The 19,454-nt window shown below is 63.4% G+C and carries 19 protein-coding genes; 10 read left to right on the top strand and 9 right to left on the bottom strand.

Annotated elements, in window-relative coordinates; translation table 11 throughout:
• Window positions 1–187 precede the first annotated feature (187 nt).
• From rpsF to QQF40_RS04215, 8 genes are all read left to right on the top strand, one after another.
• Complete coding sequence (gene rpsF, locus QQF40_RS04250; RefSeq protein WP_043334756.1) at window positions 188–568, top strand: 30S ribosomal protein S6; 381 nt, start codon at window positions 188–190, stop codon at window positions 566–568.
• Window positions 569–594: 26 nt separating this feature from the next.
• Window positions 595–822, top strand: coding sequence for a 30S ribosomal protein S18 (rpsR, locus tag QQF40_RS04245; protein WP_024952281.1), 228 nt, complete (start codon window positions 595–597; stop codon window positions 820–822).
• 12 nt (window positions 823–834) lie between these two features.
• Window positions 835–1,689 carry a hypothetical protein gene (locus QQF40_RS04240; protein ID WP_285460619.1) on the top strand — a complete coding sequence of 285 codons (855 nt, stop codon included), beginning with the start codon at window positions 835–837 and terminating at the stop codon, window positions 1,687–1,689.
• A gap of 12 nt (window positions 1,690–1,701) precedes the next feature.
• A complete protein-coding gene (gene rplI / locus QQF40_RS04235; protein ID WP_175089989.1) occupies window positions 1,702–2,148 on the top strand; it encodes a 50S ribosomal protein L9 in 447 nt (148 codons plus the stop codon).
• A gap of 286 nt (window positions 2,149–2,434) precedes the next feature.
• Complete coding sequence (gene dnaB, locus QQF40_RS04230; RefSeq protein WP_175089987.1) at window positions 2,435–3,823, top strand: replicative DNA helicase; 1,389 nt, start codon at window positions 2,435–2,437, stop codon at window positions 3,821–3,823.
• Window positions 3,824–3,909: 86 nt separating this feature from the next.
• Complete coding sequence (locus tag QQF40_RS04225; RefSeq protein WP_043334752.1) at window positions 3,910–4,197, top strand: hypothetical protein; 288 nt, start codon at window positions 3,910–3,912, stop codon at window positions 4,195–4,197.
• A gap of 213 nt (window positions 4,198–4,410) precedes the next feature.
• On the top strand, window positions 4,411–6,273 hold the full coding sequence (locus QQF40_RS04220) for a bifunctional diguanylate cyclase/phosphodiesterase (RefSeq protein ID WP_285460546.1): 1,863 nt from the start codon (window positions 4,411–4,413) through the stop codon (window positions 6,271–6,273).
• Between the two features lie 219 nt (window positions 6,274–6,492).
• Window positions 6,493–6,849, top strand: coding sequence for a DUF6482 family protein (locus QQF40_RS04215; RefSeq protein WP_254627111.1), 357 nt, complete (start codon window positions 6,493–6,495; stop codon window positions 6,847–6,849).
• A 16-nt stretch (window positions 6,850–6,865) separates the two neighbouring features.
• Here QQF40_RS04215 and QQF40_RS04210 read toward each other — a convergent pair whose 3' ends face one another.
• Both QQF40_RS04210 and QQF40_RS04205 read right to left on the bottom strand, forming a co-directional pair.
• Window positions 6,866–7,252, bottom strand: a complete 387-nt coding sequence (locus tag QQF40_RS04210) for a thiol-disulfide oxidoreductase DCC family protein (protein WP_054555274.1) — start codon at window positions 7,250–7,252, stop codon at window positions 6,866–6,868.
• A complete protein-coding gene (locus QQF40_RS04205; protein ID WP_285460545.1) occupies window positions 7,249–8,931 on the bottom strand; it encodes a cryptochrome/photolyase family protein in 1,683 nt (560 codons plus the stop codon). The genes QQF40_RS04210 and QQF40_RS04205 overlap by 4 nt, the downstream gene beginning before the upstream one ends.
• Before the next feature lie 196 nt (window positions 8,932–9,127).
• Between QQF40_RS04205 and hemH the strand changes: the two genes are divergently transcribed.
• Window positions 9,128–10,117, top strand: coding sequence for a ferrochelatase (gene hemH / locus QQF40_RS04200; RefSeq protein WP_054555275.1), 990 nt, complete (start codon window positions 9,128–9,130; stop codon window positions 10,115–10,117).
• A 188-nt stretch (window positions 10,118–10,305) separates the two neighbouring features.
• Here the strand turns inward: hemH and QQF40_RS04195 are convergent, their stop codons facing one another.
• From QQF40_RS04195 to QQF40_RS04170, 6 genes are read right to left on the bottom strand one after another with little or no spacing between them, the layout of a single operon-like run.
• Window positions 10,306–10,707 carry a Na+/H+ antiporter subunit G gene (locus QQF40_RS04195; protein ID WP_175089984.1) on the bottom strand — a complete coding sequence of 134 codons (402 nt, stop codon included), beginning with the start codon at window positions 10,705–10,707 and terminating at the stop codon, window positions 10,306–10,308.
• Between the two features lie 18 nt (window positions 10,708–10,725).
• Window positions 10,726–10,995 (bottom strand): K+/H+ antiporter subunit F, encoded by a 270-nt coding sequence (locus tag QQF40_RS04190; protein ID WP_175089982.1) that lies wholly within the window; start codon window positions 10,993–10,995, stop codon window positions 10,726–10,728.
• On the bottom strand, window positions 10,989–11,489 hold the full coding sequence (locus QQF40_RS04185) for a Na+/H+ antiporter subunit E (protein ID WP_043334742.1): 501 nt from the start codon (window positions 11,487–11,489) through the stop codon (window positions 10,989–10,991). The genes QQF40_RS04190 and QQF40_RS04185 overlap by 7 nt, the downstream gene beginning before the upstream one ends.
• A complete protein-coding gene (locus QQF40_RS04180; protein WP_175089980.1) occupies window positions 11,486–13,027 on the bottom strand; it encodes a monovalent cation/H+ antiporter subunit D in 1,542 nt (513 codons plus the stop codon). The genes QQF40_RS04185 and QQF40_RS04180 overlap by 4 nt, the downstream gene beginning before the upstream one ends.
• Window positions 13,027–13,383: a Na+/H+ antiporter subunit C gene (locus QQF40_RS04175; RefSeq protein ID WP_166019703.1), complete on the bottom strand. Its 357-nt coding sequence runs from the start codon at window positions 13,381–13,383 to the stop codon at window positions 13,027–13,029. The genes QQF40_RS04180 and QQF40_RS04175 overlap by 1 nt, the downstream gene beginning before the upstream one ends.
• The gene (locus tag QQF40_RS04170) at window positions 13,383–16,175 is read right to left on the bottom strand and encodes a monovalent cation/H+ antiporter subunit A (RefSeq protein WP_175089978.1); all 2,793 of its coding nucleotides are present in this window, start codon (window positions 16,173–16,175) and stop codon (window positions 13,383–13,385) included. Before QQF40_RS04170 ends, QQF40_RS04175 begins: the two co-directional genes overlap by 1 nt.
• Window positions 16,176–16,890: 715 nt before the next feature.
• Between QQF40_RS04170 and QQF40_RS04165 the strand changes: the two genes are divergently transcribed.
• Window positions 16,891–18,567 carry a deoxyribodipyrimidine photo-lyase gene (locus QQF40_RS04165; RefSeq protein ID WP_285460544.1) on the top strand — a complete coding sequence of 559 codons (1,677 nt, stop codon included), beginning with the start codon at window positions 16,891–16,893 and terminating at the stop codon, window positions 18,565–18,567.
• A 74-nt stretch (window positions 18,568–18,641) separates the two neighbouring features.
• Here the strand turns inward: QQF40_RS04165 and QQF40_RS04160 are convergent, their stop codons facing one another.
• Window positions 18,642–19,367, bottom strand: coding sequence for a 16S rRNA (uracil(1498)-N(3))-methyltransferase (locus QQF40_RS04160; protein WP_175089974.1), 726 nt, complete (start codon window positions 19,365–19,367; stop codon window positions 18,642–18,644).
• Window positions 19,368–19,454: the final 87 nt, after the last annotated feature.

Genomic DNA, 19,454 nt, shown 5'->3' with positions numbered 1-19,454 from the left:
TCTACAATACTGCGGTTCTGTGAAGTGCAGTCTGCAGTGAATGCGCGGCATGGGGGCACCTGTCCTCGCCCGCGCGCGTCTTTCGTGGCCTTCGGGTCTGAATGGCACAACCGTAGTAATCACTCCACTCCTTGCTTCCCGGCCCGAGACGCGCCGTGGGGGCTGTCAAACCGAAAGGAGCCAAGCCATGCGTCACTACGAGATCGTGTTCATGGTCCACCCGGACCAGAGCGAACAGGTTCCGGCCATGATCGAGCGTTACACCTCCATCGTGACCGAAGCCGGCGGTACTGTGCATCGTCTGGAAGATTGGGGTCGCCGTCACCTGGCCTACCCGATCAACAAGATCCACAAGGCCCACTACGTGCTGATGAACGTCGAAACTACCGGTGAGGTGGTTGAAGAACTCGAAACCATCTTCCGTTTCAACGACGCCGTCATCCGTAACCTGGTTGTGCGTTCAAAGGAAGCGGCCATCGAGCCGTCTCCGATGATGAAGCCGGCTGAAGAGAAGCGTCCGCGTCGCGAAGACAAGCGTGACGAATCCGAAGCTCAAGACGCTAACTGATACCGCACCCCCAGGAGGTCATTGCAATGGCACGTTTTTTCCGTCGTCGCAAGTTCTGCCGCTTCACCGCTGAAGGCGTGAAGCAGATCGACTACAAGGACATCGAAGTCCTGAAGTCTTACATCACCGAGACCGGCAAGATCGTCCCGAGCCGTATCACTGGCACCAAGGCACGCTACCAGCGTCAGCTGGCGACTGCCATCAAGCGTGCTCGCTACCTGGCTCTGCTGCCGTACAGCGACAGCCACCAGTAAGGCGACACCATGATGCTGGCACTGGCACGCTGGGCCATGCGCGGCCCCCTGCAATGCATCGCGATTGCATTGCTGACGGGAATCGTGCCCTGGTTCTTCTGGTTCAGTGCCGCCATCAGTGCGCTGGTCACGCTTCGGCGTGGCCTTGCGCCTGCCGCACCCGTAGTCATCGCCGCCGCCGTTCCGGCCGGTTGGTGGTGGGTACAAGGCGATCCGGTGCCTCTGGCAACCGTATTGCTGGTCACCCTGATGGCAACCCTGTTGCGCGCTCGCGTGCGATGGGGTGAGGCGCTGATAGGCGCCAGCCTGACGGCGGCACTGATGGTGCAGTCAGGGATATTCCTGCCACCAGGCGGAGCCGGTCCACTGCTTGAGAGCATTCGCGAGAATGCCCCTGAGCTCGACGCACGCTTGAACGACTTTGCCGCTCAAGGTGTACCGACTGAACAGCTCGCAGGGCTGGTCATCGGTGGTATTACCGGGTTGGTAGTCCTGCTGGCCGCCACGGGCTGTCTGGCCCTGGCGCGTAGTTGGCAGTCCGGGCTCTACAATCCGGGTGGGTTTCGCCGCGAATTCCATGCCTTTCGGCTGAGTTTGCCCGAAATCCTGATACTGGCAGCCTGCGGGATCATTGGCGTACTGCTCAATGTGCCTGCAGTGCTCCTGCTGATCTGGATACCGCTGCTGGTGGCGGGCATTGCCCTGGTACATGGTTACATCGGGTTAAAGGGGATGAGCGGGTTATGGCTCGTCGGCGTCTATTTCATGATGCTGACCACCTGGCCCACGATTCTGATTTTGCTGCTGTTGGCGCTTGTGGACGTCTTTGCGGATTTTCGCGCACGTCTCGCCGGCAGTCATCGATAAGAGGTTTACGAGATGCAAGTCATTCTGCTCGACAAGATTGGCAAGCTGGGTAACCTGGGTGACCAGGTTTCCGTCAAGGCTGGCTTCGGTCGCAACTACCTGCTGCCGTACGGCCTGGCAGTTCCGGCCACTGCTGAAAACCAGGCAGCTTTCGAAGCTCAGCGCGCTGAGCTGGAAGCACAGGTAGCAGAGCGCAAGGCCGAAGCTGAAGCGCGTGCCGCTCAGCTGAACGAAATCGAACTGTCCCTGGTCGCCAAGGCTGGCGATGAAGGCAAGCTGTTCGGTTCCATCGGTCCGCGTGATCTGGCCGAAGCTATCGCCCAGTCTGGCATCGACGTCGCCAAGAGCGAAGTCCGCATGCCGGAAGGCCCGCTGCGCAACACTGGCGAATACGACATCGTGCTGCAGCTGCACGCTGAAGTGACTGCCACTGTCCGTGTGGTCGTGGTCGGCGAGTAATCGCTGATTTGCAGTGGCTGGCCGGTGATCCGGTGTAGCGACTGCTGCGGTACCCAAGCCGCCTTTGCATCCTTGATGCGAAGGCGGTTTTTTCATGGGCACGATTTGTCATCGGCATGGCATTTGCCTTGTCGTCGGCGAGGCGATGACGCACAAAATCCGGTAGAATGCCTGCCCTCGTCAGGAAGAGGCTTCGGCGTGGGCGCGGCGGTTGGCAGGCTTGCGTCAATGCGTGAAACTAGAAGCCCCCGCGGGCATGTCAGTCATCAGCAGGAGTCAGTCAGGCATGAGCGAGATTCAGGATCAGGATCGCGAGACGGCAGCGCTCAAGGTGCCGCCCAATTCGCTGGAAGCCGAGCAATCGGTGCTTGGCGGCTTGATGCTGGACAACAGCGCCTGGGATACGGTTTCCGAGCGTCTGGTGGCCGACGACTTCTATCGCTATGAGCATCGTCTCATCTACAACGCCATGTCTCAGCTGGTCGGCGGCAGCCGCCCGTTGGATGTGGTGACGCTGTCCGAGCTGCTGGAAAGTCGTGATCAACTCGAGTCGGTCGGCGGGCTGGCGACCCTCGCCGAGCTCGCGCGCAATACGCCTTCGGCCAGCAACATCAAGGCCTATGCCGACATCGTTCGCGAGCGCGCCACGCTGCGCAAGCTCATCCAGGCGGCCAACCAGATCGCCGAGAGCTCCTTCAGTCCGCAGGGCCGTGATGCCGATGAGCTGGTCAACGAGGCCGAGCGCCTGGTGTTCCAGATCAGCGAGTCGCGGCCCAAGAGCGGCGGCCCCAAGGGCATGAGCCAGCTGCTGACCGGCGCGGTGGACCGCATCGATGAGCTGTTCAACCTCAAGGGCCAGATGACGGGCCTGTCGACGGGTTTCCGTGATCTCGATGACATGACCTCCGGTCTGCAGCCGTCGGATCTGGTGATCATTGCCGGGCGTCCCTCGATGGGCAAGACCACCTTCGCCATGAATCTGGTCGAACATGCCGTGGTCTCCGGCGACAAGCCGGTCGCCGTGTTTTCGATGGAGATGCCCGCCGAATCGCTGATGTTGCGCATGATCTCCTCGTTGGGCCGCATCGATCAGACCAAGGTGCGTACCGGTCAGCTGGAAGACGAGGATTGGCCGCGTCTGACCTCGGCGGTCAACCTGCTCAAGGACAAGCAGCTGTTCGTCGATGACACCGCAGCGCTATCGCCCAACGAGATGCGCTCGCGCTGTCGACGCATGGCGCGTGAGCACGGCGGTATCGGTCTGATCATGATCGATTACCTTCAGCTGATGCAGGTACCGGGGCTTTCCGAGAACCGTACCGCCGAGATCTCCGAGATCTCGCGCTCGCTGAAGGGCCTGGCCAAGGAATTCGACTGCCCGGTGGTGGCGCTCTCACAGCTGAACCGCTCGCTTGAGCAGCGCCCCAACAAGCGCCCGGTGATGTCGGATCTGCGTGAATCCGGCGCCATCGAGCAGGATGCCGATGTCATCGCCTTCGTCTACCGTGATGAGGTTTACAACAAGGACAATCCCGACAACAAGGGGCTGGCCGAGCTGATCATCGGCAAGCAGCGTAACGGCCCCATCGGTACCGTTCACATGGCCTTCATCGGCAAGTACACCCGTTTCGAGGACCTGGCACCCGACAGTTATGGCCAGGCCTTCGCTGAATAACGTGATGCGTACGCGCGTCAATCATGTACCCGGGCGGCGGCATCGCCGTTGCCTCGCAAGACCCGCACTGACGGGGAGGAGATAGCATGGCAGGTGGATTTGGGCGCGGACGCGCACGTACCCCCAAGCTGCAGGGCCGCGGTACGCTGGAGAGCCTGGAGCGTGAAGGGCCCTTCAAGGAATGGCTGGGCATGCCGGATCTCTACCGCTTCACGCTGGTCGTGGAGGGTGAGAGCTACAGCTACCAGACCGAAGACAGCGAAGTGCCGGTAGTGGCTGGCGACATGGTCGTCTTCCGTTACAAGGAGACCAAGGCGGGCAAGTGGATCGACCGCAACTCCCTCGGCAAGGCCATCGACCCCAACTCGCTGTAAGCGTCACCCTGGCACTTTAGAATCACGCCATGCCGGCTGCCAGGCCGGCATGGCGTGATCCTGTTTTGATCGAGATAGTCGGTACATCGAGATAGTCGACACATCGAGTGAGTCTATCTGGCGTCTGGCTTCCCCTCTGGCGGATGAGGCGTCTCATGCGCCGCGCGGCACCTTTGTCACCCCTCTGTCATATCAGCATGTTCAGATTCTGACATGCTCCCATCCCCGCCCCTGCAAGCCGCTCATGGCCAGCCAGCCGTCGAATCCTGTCATGCACTGGAGACGTTGCTGCGTCTGCGCCAGGTGAGCATGCATTTCCAGCCCATCGTGTCGTCCAATGGCCGAGAGGTCTTCGCCTATGAGGCGTTGGCGCGCGGAAGTGCGGCAGGGCCACTGGCCTCACCGCTGGCAATGTTTTCGGTGGCGCGCGAACACGGCCGACTGGTGGAACTCGACAGCCTGTGTCGCGAACGTGCGCTCGAGCAGTGGTCGACGCTGGGTTTGACGGAGCGGCTGTTCATCAACGTGTCTCCCGATGTGCTGCTGGATGGCGCTCACTCGTCCGGCCTGACGAGACGCCTGCTGCGGCGCTTCGGCCTGCGTCCGCATCAGGTGGTGATCGAGTTGACCGAGCAGACGCCGGGGCTGGATTCGGCGCTGATGCGGGAAGCCGTCAGCCATTACCAATCGATGGGCTTCGCCATTGCGCTCGATGATCTCGGGGAGGGCTATGCCAGCCTCAAGCTGTGGTCGTCGGTGCAGCCGGATTTCGTCAAGATCGACCGTCACTTCATCAGTGGCATCCATGCCGACCCGCTCAAGCGGCGCTTCGTGCGCTCGATCATCGATATCGCCCACGGCAGTGGCAGTCAGGTGATCGCCGAGGGCGTCGAGCATGAGGCGGAAATGGAGTGCGTGCGACAGCTGGGGGCCGACTACCTGCAAGGCTGGTTGTTCGCGCCGGCCGAGGCCGACCCACGCGGCCAGCGCGCCGCGCTCGACCGGCATCTGCGCCGACTGAGTCGCAGGCTGCATCACCGCCCGCCGCCTGGCCGCAGCATCGGCAGTCTGGCGCGCGCCGTGGCGCCTGTGCAGCAGGATGTCACCGTCAATGAGGTCGCCCAGCGTCTACATGCCGAGCAGGAGGTGATGTCACTGGCCGTGGTGGACGAGCAGCAACGTCCAGTGGGTCTGATCATTCGCCATCGCCTGCTGGGGCTGCTGAGCCAGCGCTTCGGGCCGGAACTGCATGCGCGTCGCTTGATCCACGAGGTCATGCAGACCAGCCCACTGCGCGTCGAGGCGGATGAGATGCTGGAGCGCGTCTCGGCCAAGGTGACCGGCCGCGAAGGCAGCGATCGCGATGAGGACTTCATCATCACGCGAGGCGGGCGTTATCAGGGGTTGGGGCGCACCCTGGATCTGCTGCGCATCATCACGGAGCTGCAGGTGGCCAGCGCCGAGGAGGCCAACCCACTGACGCGCCTGCCGGGCAACGGGCCGATCGAGCGTCAGTTGCTCGAGTGCGTGGCTGGCGAGGCTGCGGGAATAGGTGAGGGGGCGGGTGTGGACAGCGGTGCGCGCAGTGCCGAGTGGGCGGCGATCTATCTGGATCTCGACAACTTCAAGCCCTTCAATGACCGCTTCGGCCACGCGCAGGGTGACCGCATGTTGCTGGCACTGGCGACGGTATTGCGCGATGCGCTGCAGGAGGGGGACTTTCTCGGCCATGTCGGCGGCGATGATTTCGTGATGACGCTGTGCATGACCGAATCTCACCGGGCACTGCGCCTGACAGCGCTCGAGCAACGCCTGGCCGGCCTGCAGTCGGCATTTCAGCATGCGGTCGCCAGCCTGTATCCGGCCGATGTGCTGGCAGCGGGGGGCTTTCAGGGGCACGACCGCTTCGGTACCACGCGCTTCTTCCCGCTGACGCGACTGTCACTGGTGGCGCTGCATGGTCTTGCCGGGTGCGAGACGACCCGGGTCTCCGCGCGCTGGAGCGAGCTCAAGAGCGAGGCCAAGGCGCGGGACTCCGGGCGGGTCATCGAGGCGTGTGCATCGCCGGTGCATTGATCTCTGCCTGCGAGTCACTCAATCGTCATCCGCCTGCCCCATGACTGTCATCGCTGGCCATCAGTCTGGCGTGAAGTCTTGAAGTTTTCCCTGAAGCGTCTGTCGGGCTGCTGTGGCATCTGATTCGCTCAGCACCTGTTTTCACGGGCTATCCTTGTACCACGTCGTCGTCTTGCGGCCTTGCCATGCGCAGCCCCCTGGATGCGCAGGAGTCCTTACATGTCCAGAACCACCAGCATCTTTACGCCGTCCGCCATCTTTACCAGTAATCTACAGTCACTGATGGCCGAATATCCGGCGTTGGAGGCGCGCGTGATCAGTCATGCCGCCAGTCGTTTCTATCAGGTTCAGCTGGTGCTGGAAGCCGCCGGCGAGGAAGGGGAGGAGCGCAGTGAGCTGCTGATGAAGCGCGGCAAGCCGATGCTGTTCCGCTCGCTGGAGGATGTCTACAGCGAGCTCAAGCGGGGCGGGATGTCACGGGCGTGGCTGGTCTCGCAGGTTGCCAATGACGAGATGATCGGACGCCCGCCGCAGTACCATCAACCCTTGAGCTCGCGTATCCCGCTGAGCTTCTGAGCCCGCGCCTCCTGGCTCAGGTGTGCTTTTGAGGCACCCAGCGGCCAATGCGCTCGCGATGGCGGGCGAAGAAGCGGTAACTCAAGTCCATCAGCGGGCGCAGGCCCGGCAGCAGCGACAGACGCACCAGGCGCCGATAGCCGAGTACCGCATAGAGTGCTCGGCTGGCATCCATGCCGACATACCACTCCCCGCGTGCGTCCTGCACATGCAGGCGGCCCATCATCGTCTCGAAGCTCAAGCCCAGCGCCTGAGGCGAGAAATCTGGTGCACGGATATCCACCGTTCTGACCCGCTCCCGCCCGGGATGCCTGGCCAGCCAGGCGACCTCGCGCTGGCACAGGGGACACTTGCCATCGTGATAGAGCGTGACCGGTGCGCTGGCTTGCCAGATGCGACTCATGGGGATTCCTTGTCGGTCGTGAGACTGGAGGGCGCTGCGTAGTAACCGGCGCGATGGGCATCACTGCCATAGTCCACTGCGCTGTCGAGGCGAGCCAGAAAGGCGTCGGCCTGTTGCAGCAGGGCTTCGCGCTTGTCGTCCTTCATGCGTCGCCAGCTGCCGTAGACCAGTGACATGCGCGGATTGCGTGACAATGCCTCGCGATGGCGCTCGATGAAGTGCCAGTAGAGGCTGTTGAACGGGCAGGCATGCGTGCCGGTGACCTTCTTCGGCGAGTACTGGCACCTGTCGCAGTGATTGGACATGCGGTCGATGTACTTGCCCGAGGCACAGTAAGGCTTGGAGCCCATCAGGCCACCATCGGCATGCAGCACCATGCCCAGCGTATTGGGCAGCTCGACCCACTCACAGGCGTCCACATAGACTGCCAGATACCAGTCGCATAGCGCCTCGGGCTTCACGCCGCACAGCAGCGCGAAGTTGCCCGTGACCATCAGGCGGCGAATATGGTGGGCGTAGGCATGCTCGCGGGTGCTGGCGATGGCCTGATCCAGACAGCGCATGCCGCTATCCCCCGTCCAGAAGAATTCCGGCAGGTTGCGGCTGGCTTCCAGCCGGTTCTCGCGCTTGTAGCCGGGCATGCGTGTCCAGTAGATGCCGCGCACATATTCACGCCAGCCGAGTATCTGACGAATGAATCCTTCCGCCGAGTTGATCGGTACATCGCCGCGCCGCCAGGCAGCGTCCACGGCGTTGCAGACCTCCTGCGGGCTCAAGAGTCCGATATTGAGCGCGGCGGACAGACGTGAATGGAACAGGAAGGGGTCGCTGTCCTCGATGGCATCCTGATAGCGGCCGAAGTCTGCCAGGCAGTGATCGAGAAAATGCGTGAGGTCAGAGCGGGCCTGGGCGCGGGTGACGGCCCAATTGAAGTTCTCGAGGCTGCCGAAGTGGCGATCCTTGTCACTGGCCTGTTCCCCGAAGCGCGCCGCGACCAGCGCCAGCACCTCGCGAGTGGTCGCATCTTCGTGATGGGCATGCACCGGTGGTGGCGGGGCATGGAAGTCGTCTGGAATCGGTTCGCGGTTGTCGTGGTCGTGATTGAACTCGCCGCCGGCGGGTTCGTTGCCTTCCATCAGCAGGTCGGTGTCACGGCGTTGTTCGCGATAGAAGTATTCCATGCGCAGTTGCTTGCGGCCCTCGGCCCAGTCGGCGAATGCTGCCGGCGTGGTGAAGAAGCGCGTGTCCTCGAGGACTTCCCAGCGCACGCTGCCGGCTTCGCGTCGCGCCATGAAGTCGTCCAGCAGACGCCACTCACCGGGGCGGGTCACCAGCACGCCATCACACTGATACAGGGCGGCCAGACGCTCTGCCTCGCTGGTTAGACGCTGGAGGTTATCCGGGTCCTCCAGTCGGCTTTCATGTACCTGCCAGCCACATTCCCTTAGTTCCTGGGCGTGATGGCGCATCGCGGCCAGCATCATCGCGATCTTGTGCGGGTGGTGCGGTACGTAGCGGCCTTCCTCCTCGACCTCGCAGAAGGCGATCACGCTGTCGTCTGGCGCCTGCTTGAGGCTTGCCAGCTCATGGCTGAGCTGGTCGCCGAGAATCAGCACCAGTGGCCGCGCAAAGTCATGACGCGTCGCCAGACGCAGAATAGCGGGGTTGGGATCGGGCACGAGGCCTCCGGAGGGGTTGTGACAATAATTGTCTTAAAACTATACAAATCGTGATGATAGTATAACTTCATCCCTCACGCACAGGGCGAGCTGGTAATATGGCTGCGCTGTCGGTGAAGTTTGCTGCGTTGTCGGTGAAAGTGGATACGCTGCCGCTTTACCTCTCTTCTTGCCCTTAGTCAGGAGTCCATCATCCATGAGTACCCCGCGTTTTGGCGTCATGCTGGTCAATCTCGGCACCCCCGATGCCCCGACCCCCAAGGCGGTGCGCCGTTACCTCGCGGAGTTTCTCGGTGATGTGCGCGTGATCGACCTGCCGCGTCTGCTCTGGCTGCCGATTCTGCATGGCCTGGTGTTGACGACGCGTCCCAAGAAGGTGGCCGAGGCCTACGCCTCGGTGTGGACGGAAGACGGCTCACCATTGATGGCGATCGGCAAGCGTCAGCGCGCCGCGCTGGAAGCACGCCTGGCCGAGTCACTGGGCGAGGATATTCCCGTCGAGCTGGCGATGACCTACGGCAAGCCGACCATGGAAGAGGTGGGGCGCAAGCTCGCCAGCCGCGGTGCCGACCGCATGCTGATCCTGCCGCTCTATCCGCAGTTCTCGCGCACGACCACCGCCGCGGTCTTCGATCGCCTGGCGCGTGCGCTCAAGCCGTGCCCGCATCTGCCGGAGCTGCGTTTCGTGCGCGACTATCACGATCATCCGGATTACATCGCGGCGCTGGCCACCAGCGTGCGTGAGCACTGGGAGAAGGAAGGCCGGCGGGGCAAGCGCCTGCTGATGAGCTATCACGGCATTCCCAAGCGCTATGCCACCGCAGGTGACCCCTACCCGACGCAATGCGAGCGAACCAGCCAGTTGCTGGCCGAGGCGCTGGGGCTTGGTGACGATGAATGGGCGATGACCTATCAGTCACGTTTCGGCAAGGCCGAGTGGCTCAAACCGTACACCGATGAAACGCTCAAGGCGTGGGGCGGTGAAGGGCTGGAAAGCGTCGATGTCATCTCGCCGGCCTTCGCGGCTGACTGTCTCGAGACGCTGGAAGAGCTGGAGGAAGAGAACCGCGGCTACTTCACCGAATCCGGTGGTGGCGACTTCCGCTACATTCCGGCGCTCAATGATCGCAGTGATCATATCGATCTGCTCGAGGCGCTGTGTCGCCAGCATACTCAGGGCTGGTAACCAGCAGGCCCGTCAGACTTCCATAGCCTGAGAAATGAAAACGCCCCACCAGTCATCACTGGTGGGGCGTTTTCATGTTGCTTGTCTGTTGTTCGTGAATCTGCTCCTGCGAATCAGCGCTCGTGGCTCAGAGCCAGGAGGGTGATAGCCTGTCTGGCGAGACCCGAGACCCGAGACCCGAGACCCGATCACGGCAGGCGGGATTCGCTGGCCTCGGCGTTGACCTCGTCCGGCTCCTCGGCGACTTCAAGTCGCTCCGGCACGTTGCGTGTGCGCTTGTCCGCCACCAGCTTCTGGTGCAGCGCCGCCTTGGACAGCAGATGAGCAGTCACGGGGGCGGTGATGAACAGGAAGATGGACACCAGCATTTCCTGGAAGCTGAAGTGGCCGGTGGTGGCGCGGAAATAGATCATCGACGCCATCAGCACGCAGCCGACCCCCAGCGTGGTGGTCTTGCTGGGGCCGTGCAGGCGCATGTAGAAGTCCTTCAGGTGCGTCAGTCCCAGAGAGCCGATGAAGGCAAACAGGCCGCCGGCAACCAGGAAGAAGGCGATCACGCCTTCGAGGACAGGATAGAACCAGGTGGGCATGGGGAATCTCCGCTCAGGTCATTCGATGATGTCGCCGCGCAGCAGGTACTTGCAGACTGCCACGGTGCTGACGAAACCGAGCATGGCGATCAACAGCGCCGCCTCGAAGTAGGACTTGCTGTTGAGCTGGATGCCGAACAGCACGATCAGGGCGATGGAGTTCACGTACATGGTGTCCACCGCCAGAATGCGGTCCGGCAGGTCCGGCCCGATGGCGAGCCGGAAGACGTTGAGCATCAGCGAGGCGGCGAACAGCGCGATGCTGATCCACAGGGCGATGTCTAGCATTCGAAGATCTCCTTGAGCGGACGCTCGTAGCGCTGGCGGATCTCGTCGATCAACTCCTGCTCATCCTCGACATCCAGTGCGTGGATGATCAGGTGGCGACCATCCAGCGTCAGATAGGCCGAGACCGTCCCCGGCGTCAGCGTGATGGTGCTCGACAGCAGGGTGATCGGGAATTTCTCCTCAAGCTCCAGCGGATAGCGTACGAAGGCCGGACGAAACTTGGCGCGCGGATTGAGGATCAGGTAGGACACCTGCAGGTTGGCGATGATGATGTCCATGATCACGCGCAGGAAATAGCTGATCAGCCGCCAGGGCTTCTGGAGGTCGGGCTGCGGCTCCCAGAAGCGGTAGGTCAGGATGGGAATCGCGATGGCCAGCACTGCTCCGAGCAGAATCTGTCCGGGCGCGACGCTGTTCTGCAGCATCAGCCAGACGATCAGCAGCAGCACCGACAGCATCGGCGTGGGCAAGAGACGGGAACGAGGCTTGATCATGAGACATCTCCCTTCAGCGGCGGTGCGGTTTCAGGGGCCGCGTCCTTGCCGAGCAAGGATTCAAGATAGGGGGCCGGGTTGGACAGCTGCTCGGCGGTGGCCTTGGTCCAGTTCGACAGAGGCCCCGCGAGGATGACCAGCATCAGTGCGGCCGAGATCAGCCCGCCAGTGGCGATGCCGCGGGCCGCGCCGACCCGCTCGCCGCTGGGTTCGGCCTTGCTGGTGCGCCAGAACACGCTGGAGCCGGCGCGTGAGCAGGCGACCAGTGAGCACAGACCGGCCAGCAGCAGCAGCGGCCACAGCCAGATCTGTTGCTCCGGCGTCGCCGAGGCGAGAATCAGCGCCTTGCCGATGGCGCCCGAGAACGGCGGCAGCCCCGCGGCAGCGGCGGTACCGATCAGGAAGAGGCCGCCCAGCAGTCCTGCCTGCAGCAGCGGGCGCGAGCGCACGATGCGTGCCCCGGCCTTGCCGCGCTGAGCGGCGACCACGTCGACCAGCAGGAAGAGCCCGCCGGTGACCAGCGTCGAGTGGATCAGGTAGAACAGCAGGGCGCTGTCTGCCTCGATCGTGTTCATGCCCAGCGCCGTCAGCAGCGTGCCCACCGACACCATCACCAGATAGGCCACCAGGGTGCGCAGATCACGCGCCGAGAGCACGCCCAGCATCGCCACCACCAGGGTGGCGAGACCCGCCCACCACAGCCAGTCACGACCGAGGTCCGCCAGTGGGCCAGCATTGTCGGTGAAGATCAGCGAGTAGACGCGCAGGATGGAGTAGATGCCGACCTTGGTCATGATCGCGAACAGCGCCGCCACAGGTGCCGAAGCCGCGGCATAGGCGCGTGGCAGCCAGAAATACAGCGGCAGCATTGCCGCCTTGAGGCCGAACACCACCAGCAACAGCAGGCCACCGGCTTCCATCAGACCGGCCCGGCCCGGGTCCAGCGTGGTGACGATGACTGCCATGTCGGCCATGTTCAGGGTGCCGGTCACGCCGTACAGGATACCCAGCGCGATCAGGAAGAACGCCGAACCCATCAGGTTCAGCACCACATAGTGCAGCGCTGACAGCGTGCGTGCCTTGCTGCCGCCATGCAGCAGCAGGGCGTAGGAGGCGATCAACAGCACCTCGAAGAACACGAACAGGTTGAACAGGTCGCCGGTCAGGAAGGCGCCGTTGATGCCCATCAGCTGCAACAGGAACAGACCATGGAAATTGGAGCCGGTCTCATCGATGCCCGCCGTGGCGTACAGACAGGCCAGCAGTCCCAGCAGCGAGCTGAGCAGCACCATGGTCGCCGACAGGCGGTCCAGCACCAGCACGATCCCGAACGGCGGCTGCCAGTCGCCCAGCGCGTAGTAGCGGATGGTGCCATCACCGGCCTGCACCACCAGCGCGATGGCGATGGCCACCATCAATGCCTGGACCACCAGGCTGACCGTGCGGCGCAGGGTCGGTGAAGTGGCACGACTCAGCAGCAGGCCCGCCCCCACCAGAAGCGGCAGGACAATCGGAAGGACAATCAGGTGTTGCAGCATCACTTGGTGTCCTCTTTCTCTTTCGAATCATCCAGGCGATTGCCGTTGACGTGGTCACTGCCCAGGTCGCCGCGCGCGCGCATCGCCAGAATGACCACGAAGGCCGTCATGGCGAAGCCGATCACGATGGCGGTCAGCACCAGCGCCTGGGGCAGGGGGTCTGCCGTGGGTGAACCTGAGCCGACCACGGCCGGTGTGCCGTGCATGGCCAGGCCGCCCATGGAGAACAGGAACAGGTTGACGGCGTAGGACAGCAGCGTCAGACCGACCACGACGGGGAAGGTGCGGCCGCGCAGGGTGAGGTAGACACCGCAGGCGGCCAGCAGGCCGGTGGTAGTGGCGTAGAGGGCTTCCATCACATCTTCTCCTTGGTCGGGCGATGCGGAGTCGTCAGCTTGCCCAGATTGGCGAGAATCATCAGGGTCGCGCCGACCACGGTCAGGTAGACGCCGAGGTCGAACAGCAGCGCGGTAGCCAGCTCGATTTCCCCGATGACGGGCAGGGTGAAGTGGCCGAAGGAGGATGTCAGGAACGGATAGCCGAACACCCAGCTGCCGGCGCCGGTCAGGCCGGCGATCAACACCCCGGCCGCCGCGACGGGCTGATAGGGGAAGCGCAGCCAGCGCTGCGTCCAGTCCACGCCACGCGCGATGTAGAGCAGGATGATGGCGACTGCCGTCACCAGACCGGCGATGAAGCCGCCGCCCGGCGCATTGTGGCCACGCAGGAAGATGTAGACCGAGACCAGCAGTGCCAGCGGCAGCAGCGTCTGGGAGACGGTGGCCAGGATCATCGGATGGCGATCCGGCGACCAGCCACGGCCATCCAGGTCACTGGACGGCATGAACAGGCGCAGGCGGTTGAGCAGCTTGAAGATCGCCAGGCCCGCGATGCCCAGTACGGTGATCTCACCCAGCGTATCGAAGCCACGGAAGTCGACCAGAATCACGTTGACCACGTTATGGCCACCGCCACCGGAGACTGCATTGGCCATGAAGAAGTCGGAGATCGACTCCACCGGGCGGGTCAGGATGGCGAAGTTGAGGCTTGCCACCACCACCCCGAAGGCACTGGCCAGCAGCACGTCGCGCATGATGCGGCGTGCACTGGATTCCTTTGGCGTGCGCTGGGGCAGGAAGAACAGCGCCAGCATCAGCAGGATCATCGTCACCACCTCGACCGCCAGCTGGGTCAGTGCCAGGTCCGGCGCGGCGAAGCGGGCGAAGGCCAGCGAGGTCATCAGACCGACCACCGAGAGCATCAGCAACGAGATCAGACGCTTGCGGTGGGTGATCGCGGTGCCGAGACCGGCCAGGCCGGTGATCACGGCGCCAGTCAGCAGCATGCCGTCGAAGGGCTGTTGCTCAAGCTCCCCGCCCAGTCGCGGCACGGCCAGCAGGCCGATGCCGACGAACAGCAGCGCGGTCAGCAACAGCCACAGCATGTAGCGCTGCAGCGAGCCATTCTCGAAGCTGTCCATACTGCGCTCGGAAAGACTGACGAGGCGTTGCACGTTGGCCTCGAACACCAGCAGGGCGTTGCGCGCGCGGAACTGACGCTGGAAGGAATAGAGGTGGTGGCGCAGGGCATAGATGGCGACACCGCCCGCCAGCGCGATACCACTCATCAACAGCGGCAGATTGAAGCCGTGCCAGATGGCGAGACTGAAGTCCGGTACCGGCCCGGCCAGCACGCTGGCGGAGGCACTGACCAGCAGGTCCTTGATCACCAGCGACGGCAGGATACCGACCAGCAGACAGATCAGTACCAGCACTTCGATGGGCAGCTTCATGTAGCGCGGCGGCTCATGCGGGGTCTTGGGCAGGTCCTTCGGCTCGCCATTGAAGAAGACGTCGTGGATGAAGCGCAGCGAGTAGGCCACCGACAGGATGCCACCGAGGGTCGCCAGTGCCGGAATCAGCCACGACAGGCCACCCAGCAGCTGGGCATCGAGACTCTCGGCGAAGAACATCTCCTTGGACAGGAAGCCATTGAGCAGCGGCACACCGGCCATCGAGGCCGAGGCAACCATCGCCAGCACCGTGGTATGCGGCATGTAGCGATACAGGCCGTTGAGCTTGCGGATGTCACGCGTGCCGCACTCGTGATCGACGATGCCGGCAGCCATGAACAGCGAGGCCTTGAAGGTGGCGTGATTGATGATGTGCAGCAGACCCGCGACGGCGGCCATCTGGCTGTTGAAGCCGAACAGCAGCGTGATCAGGCCCAGGTGACTGATGGTCGAGAAGGCCAGCACGCCCTTGAGGTCCTGCTTCATCAGCGCGAACCAGGCGCCATACAGCAGGGTGGCCAGGCCGGTCAGGCTGACGATGTAGAACCACAGGTCGGAGCCCGCGAGCACCGGATGCATGCGCGCCAGCAGGAAGACACCGGCCTTGACCATGGTGGCGGAGTGCAGGAAGGCGGACACCGGTGTCGGTGCCGACATCGCGTGGGGCAGCCAGAACTGGAACGGGAACTGGGCCGACTTGGTGAAGGCGCCCAGCAGTACCAGCACCAGCGCGACCGGATAGAGCTCGTGGGAGCGGATCTGGTCCGCCGCGGCCAGCACGTCATCGAACTGGTAGCTGCCGACGATATGCCCGATGACCAGGATACCGGCCAGCAGTGCCAGGCCCCCGGCGCCGGTGACGGTCAGGGCCATGCGGGCGCCCTTGCGCGCCTCGCTCAGCTGGTACCAGTAGCCGATCAGCAGGAAGGAGCTCAGGCTGGTCAGCTCCCAGAACACCCACATCAGCAGCAGGTTGTCTGCCATCACGATGCCGAGCATCGCGGTCATGAACAGCATCAGGAAGCTGTAGAGGCGTGCCAGTGAATCCTCGCCCGACAGGTAATAGCGGGAATAGAGGATGATCAGCAGGCCAATGCCGAGAATCAGCAGCACGAACAGCCCCGACAGACCATCGAAGCGCAGCGACAGATTGAGTCCCAGCTCCGTGATCCAGGGCAGATGGAACTGGGGCACCATGCCCGAGAAGACGTCCCCGAGGTGGAAGACGGCGATACCGAGTGCTAGGGCAGGTGCCACCGCGGTCAGCCAGGCAAGGCGTGCACGGGGCAGATTTCTGGCCATCAAGGGCACCAGGGCACCGAGTAACGGCAATAGCACGATCAACAGCAGGGTCATGGAAGACTCGCTCCAGTCGTTGTTGTAGTACGTAGTCCGTCATTCGTGGGCAGCGCAGACACAGGCTCAGGGCCGGACTGCCAGCTTCGAGATCGGGAGGCGGAGTTTCGGCCACTGGGTGCCGACAGAATAGGCGAGCGCACTGCAGGTTGCCGCGATGAAGTGCCGGACACACGAGACTCTGTCAGGAAGACGTTCTCATGGGGCCATGCGAGACACGACATGCGTCACGCGGCAGCAAGGTCTGACAGTGGCTGGCTCAGGCTGCACGGAGGATCTGGCGCGGGTTCAGTGCGTCAATCGCTCCGGGCATGACGTTACCGTCGCAAGGGGCGGATCCGTCAGGAAGGGGAGTCGCACGGCACGGGGTGCCAGCATCCAGGATGGGATGAGGTCCGCAGCGCGTCCCCGGCTGCCCGCAACGGGCAGACGGCGAATATGCCGGGTTGGTGCGGTCATGTCATGTCTTGCGAGCATGGCCGTATTCCTCCTGAAGCCCCTGGATGACAAGTGTGTGTTCGAGTGGAGACACTTGCGCGATCTTGTTGAAAACATTGATGGAACGTGACCTAACCTCTCGAATGTATCACGCACTTGCACCCCTCGCCAGCGCATGCCCGACGCGCCGGAACGCGACATGCACCGTGTGAAGTGTTGTACAAGATGTCGTTTTTCTTGTACAAACATTGCACGCCATACGTTCCACGGAGTCACCATGCACGAGGTCGCCAGCATGAATTCGGGCAACGCACCGGAAACCTCTCTGGTGTGGTTGCGTCACGACCTGCGGCTGGAAGACAACCCGCTGTTCGCGCTGCCCCTGTCACGTCGCCCGCATCAGATGATGGTGATGTATGTCTTCGACCGTCGCTGGCTGAGACCGAGCGACGGCTTGCCACGCCTGGGGCCAGCGCGTCTGCGCCTGCTGTGGCAGAGTCTGATGAACCTGCGCGGCATGCTGCTGCGCCGTGGCAGTGACCTGCTGGTGCGCGTCGGGGACCCTGTCGAGGAAGTGCTGACGCAGGTCGCCCAGCATGATGTCCAGTGTCTGGAGGTCAGTCTCGCCGCAGCGCCGGAAGACAGCCGCGCCCTGCAGCAGCTCTCACGGCGTCTACCGGCCTCGACCCGGCTCCACTGTCACCCGCCTGACCAGATAGCCTTCGACAGCCAGTTGCTGGATGGCCCAGTGCTTGATCGCCAGCTGCCGGGCAGACTCCCTCGAGAAGAGACGGCTCGCCTGCGCATGGCGCATGAAGCGTCCTGCGAAGTTGACGAGTGTGCGGCTCCCTCCAGTGACCTCACTCTGCGTGACACGGCCCCTGCTGACACAGGCGCCTCAGGCGATCATGACGCCCTGACGACCTGCGCCGCGCTTGCCTCGCAGGTGCTGCACGCCAGTGGTGGCGTTGATTCTGGCGTGGCTGACCTGATGCTGCCTCCTACCGCTGTGCTCACGCCGGTACCCGGTGCCATGCAGGTATGCCCTCAGCGCGAGGCTCTGTCTCAGTGCGAGGCTTTGCCGACGGGGCTGAACGATGAGCAGTGGCGCGCGCTGTGCGAGGCGCAGCCACCCTTGCAGGGGCTGCCCTATTCCCTGCCGCCGTGGCCTGATTCTGCCTCGCGTGGCCTACCGCCGCTGGATGCCATCTGTGGCTCGGCGCAAGCCTGGCAGCCGGCGACTGCCAGGCTTGCGGAGCTACAGGGCGGCGAGGAACCAGCCCGCGCATACCTGTCGAGCTTGCTGTGGGGCAAGGCCTGGGTGAAGGGAGATGCCGGCAACGGCGATGGCGACTCGATCGAAGGGGCGTCCTATCAGCGATCGCACTCTGTCGATGGCGAAGGCGCTGGTGTGCCGACGGGACTGGCACCCCAGCGGGAGGCGGGGAAGACGCTGGACGATATGCAATTGATGACGCGCCCGGCGGATGCATGGCCATTGGCAGCATGGTTGGCGCTGGGTTGCATCAGTCCGCGCCGCATCCTGCAGATGCTGGATGCCCGCCGCCGTGAGGCGGGTGATGAGGCGATCAATCGGCAGCTACTGGCCATCGTGCTGCAGCGTGAATGCTGGCAGCGCATGCTGCGTGACAAGAATGAGGAGGCTCGCGCGGCCTGGTATGGCGCCGCGTTGCGGGAAGATGCCGCAAATGATGCCGCCTTTGCGCGCTGGAGCGGAGGGCGAACAGGCGATGCCCGGGCCGACAAGGCCATGCAGGTGCTGGTACGTGAAGGCTGGTTGCCTTGGTCAGAGCGCAAGTATCTGGCCGGCGTCTGGCTGGACGGCGGCGGCGACTGGCGGTTGGGTGCGCGCTGGTTCGAGCGTTGTCTGCTCGATTACGACGCCGCCACCCACTGGGGAGAATGGCGGCATCTGGCGGGCTTCGATGTGTAAGGAGGTGTCGATATCACGCGAGTCGTGCGAGCAGAGCCAGCCCCGGGCGGCTCTTCTTTACAACCTGTCGCTCTTCAGCCCAGGCGCGCCAATAGCGCCGTCACGGCTGTCTCGACGCGCAGGATGCGCTCGCCCAGATGCACCCCTTCAAAGCCTGCCGTCATGAATTTCTCGACCTCATAGTCCACGAAGCCGCCTTCCGGGCCGATGGCCAGAACCACCGGCTCGCTGACGGCGCGTGGGCACTCATCCGGCATGCCCGGATGGGCGATGATGCCACGCGGAGTCGTGCCTGATGATGGCGTCATCAGTGCCGGCAGGCGGTCTTCCACGAAGGGTTTGAATAGCTTCTCGTGGGTCACCGTCGGCATGATGGTGTCACGCGCCTGCTCCAGTCCCAGCACCAGATGCTGGCGAATCTTGTCTTCCTTGAGCTCCGGCGATTGCCAATAACTCTTCTCGACCCGCCGTGTATGCAGCAGGGTGATGTGTTTCACGCCCAATGCCGTGACGTGTTCCAGCGAGCGTGCCAGCATGCGCGGGCGCGGCAACGCCAGCAGCAGATGCACGTCGAGCGGTGCCGGCGGCTGCCGGTCCAGCGTCAGGCTGAATTCAGCGACGTCCGCGTCCAGCCGCTCCAGGCGGCCACGGCCGATCAGGCCGCCCTCCACCCCCAGCGTCATCTCGTCGCCGATGTTGGCACGATGCACCTCACGCAGATGGCGCAGGCGGCGTGGGTCCGTGACACGTGCGTGGTCCTGAGCGGTCAGGTCGTCAGCGCCGAGCAAAATCAGATTCATGGCAATACCGGGGCAGTGGGGAGCGGGGTACATCGCTTACAGACAGCGGGAAGCGGGCGTTATTCTAGCATGTCGTGCATGCTGACC

This window comes from Cobetia sp. LC6, assembly GCF_030264805.1.
In the GTDB taxonomy this organism is placed as follows: Bacteria; Pseudomonadota; Gammaproteobacteria; order Pseudomonadales; family Halomonadaceae; genus Cobetia.
Note: the sequence above shows the minus strand (reverse complement) of the source record. Positions and strands in the feature narration are given on the sequence as shown.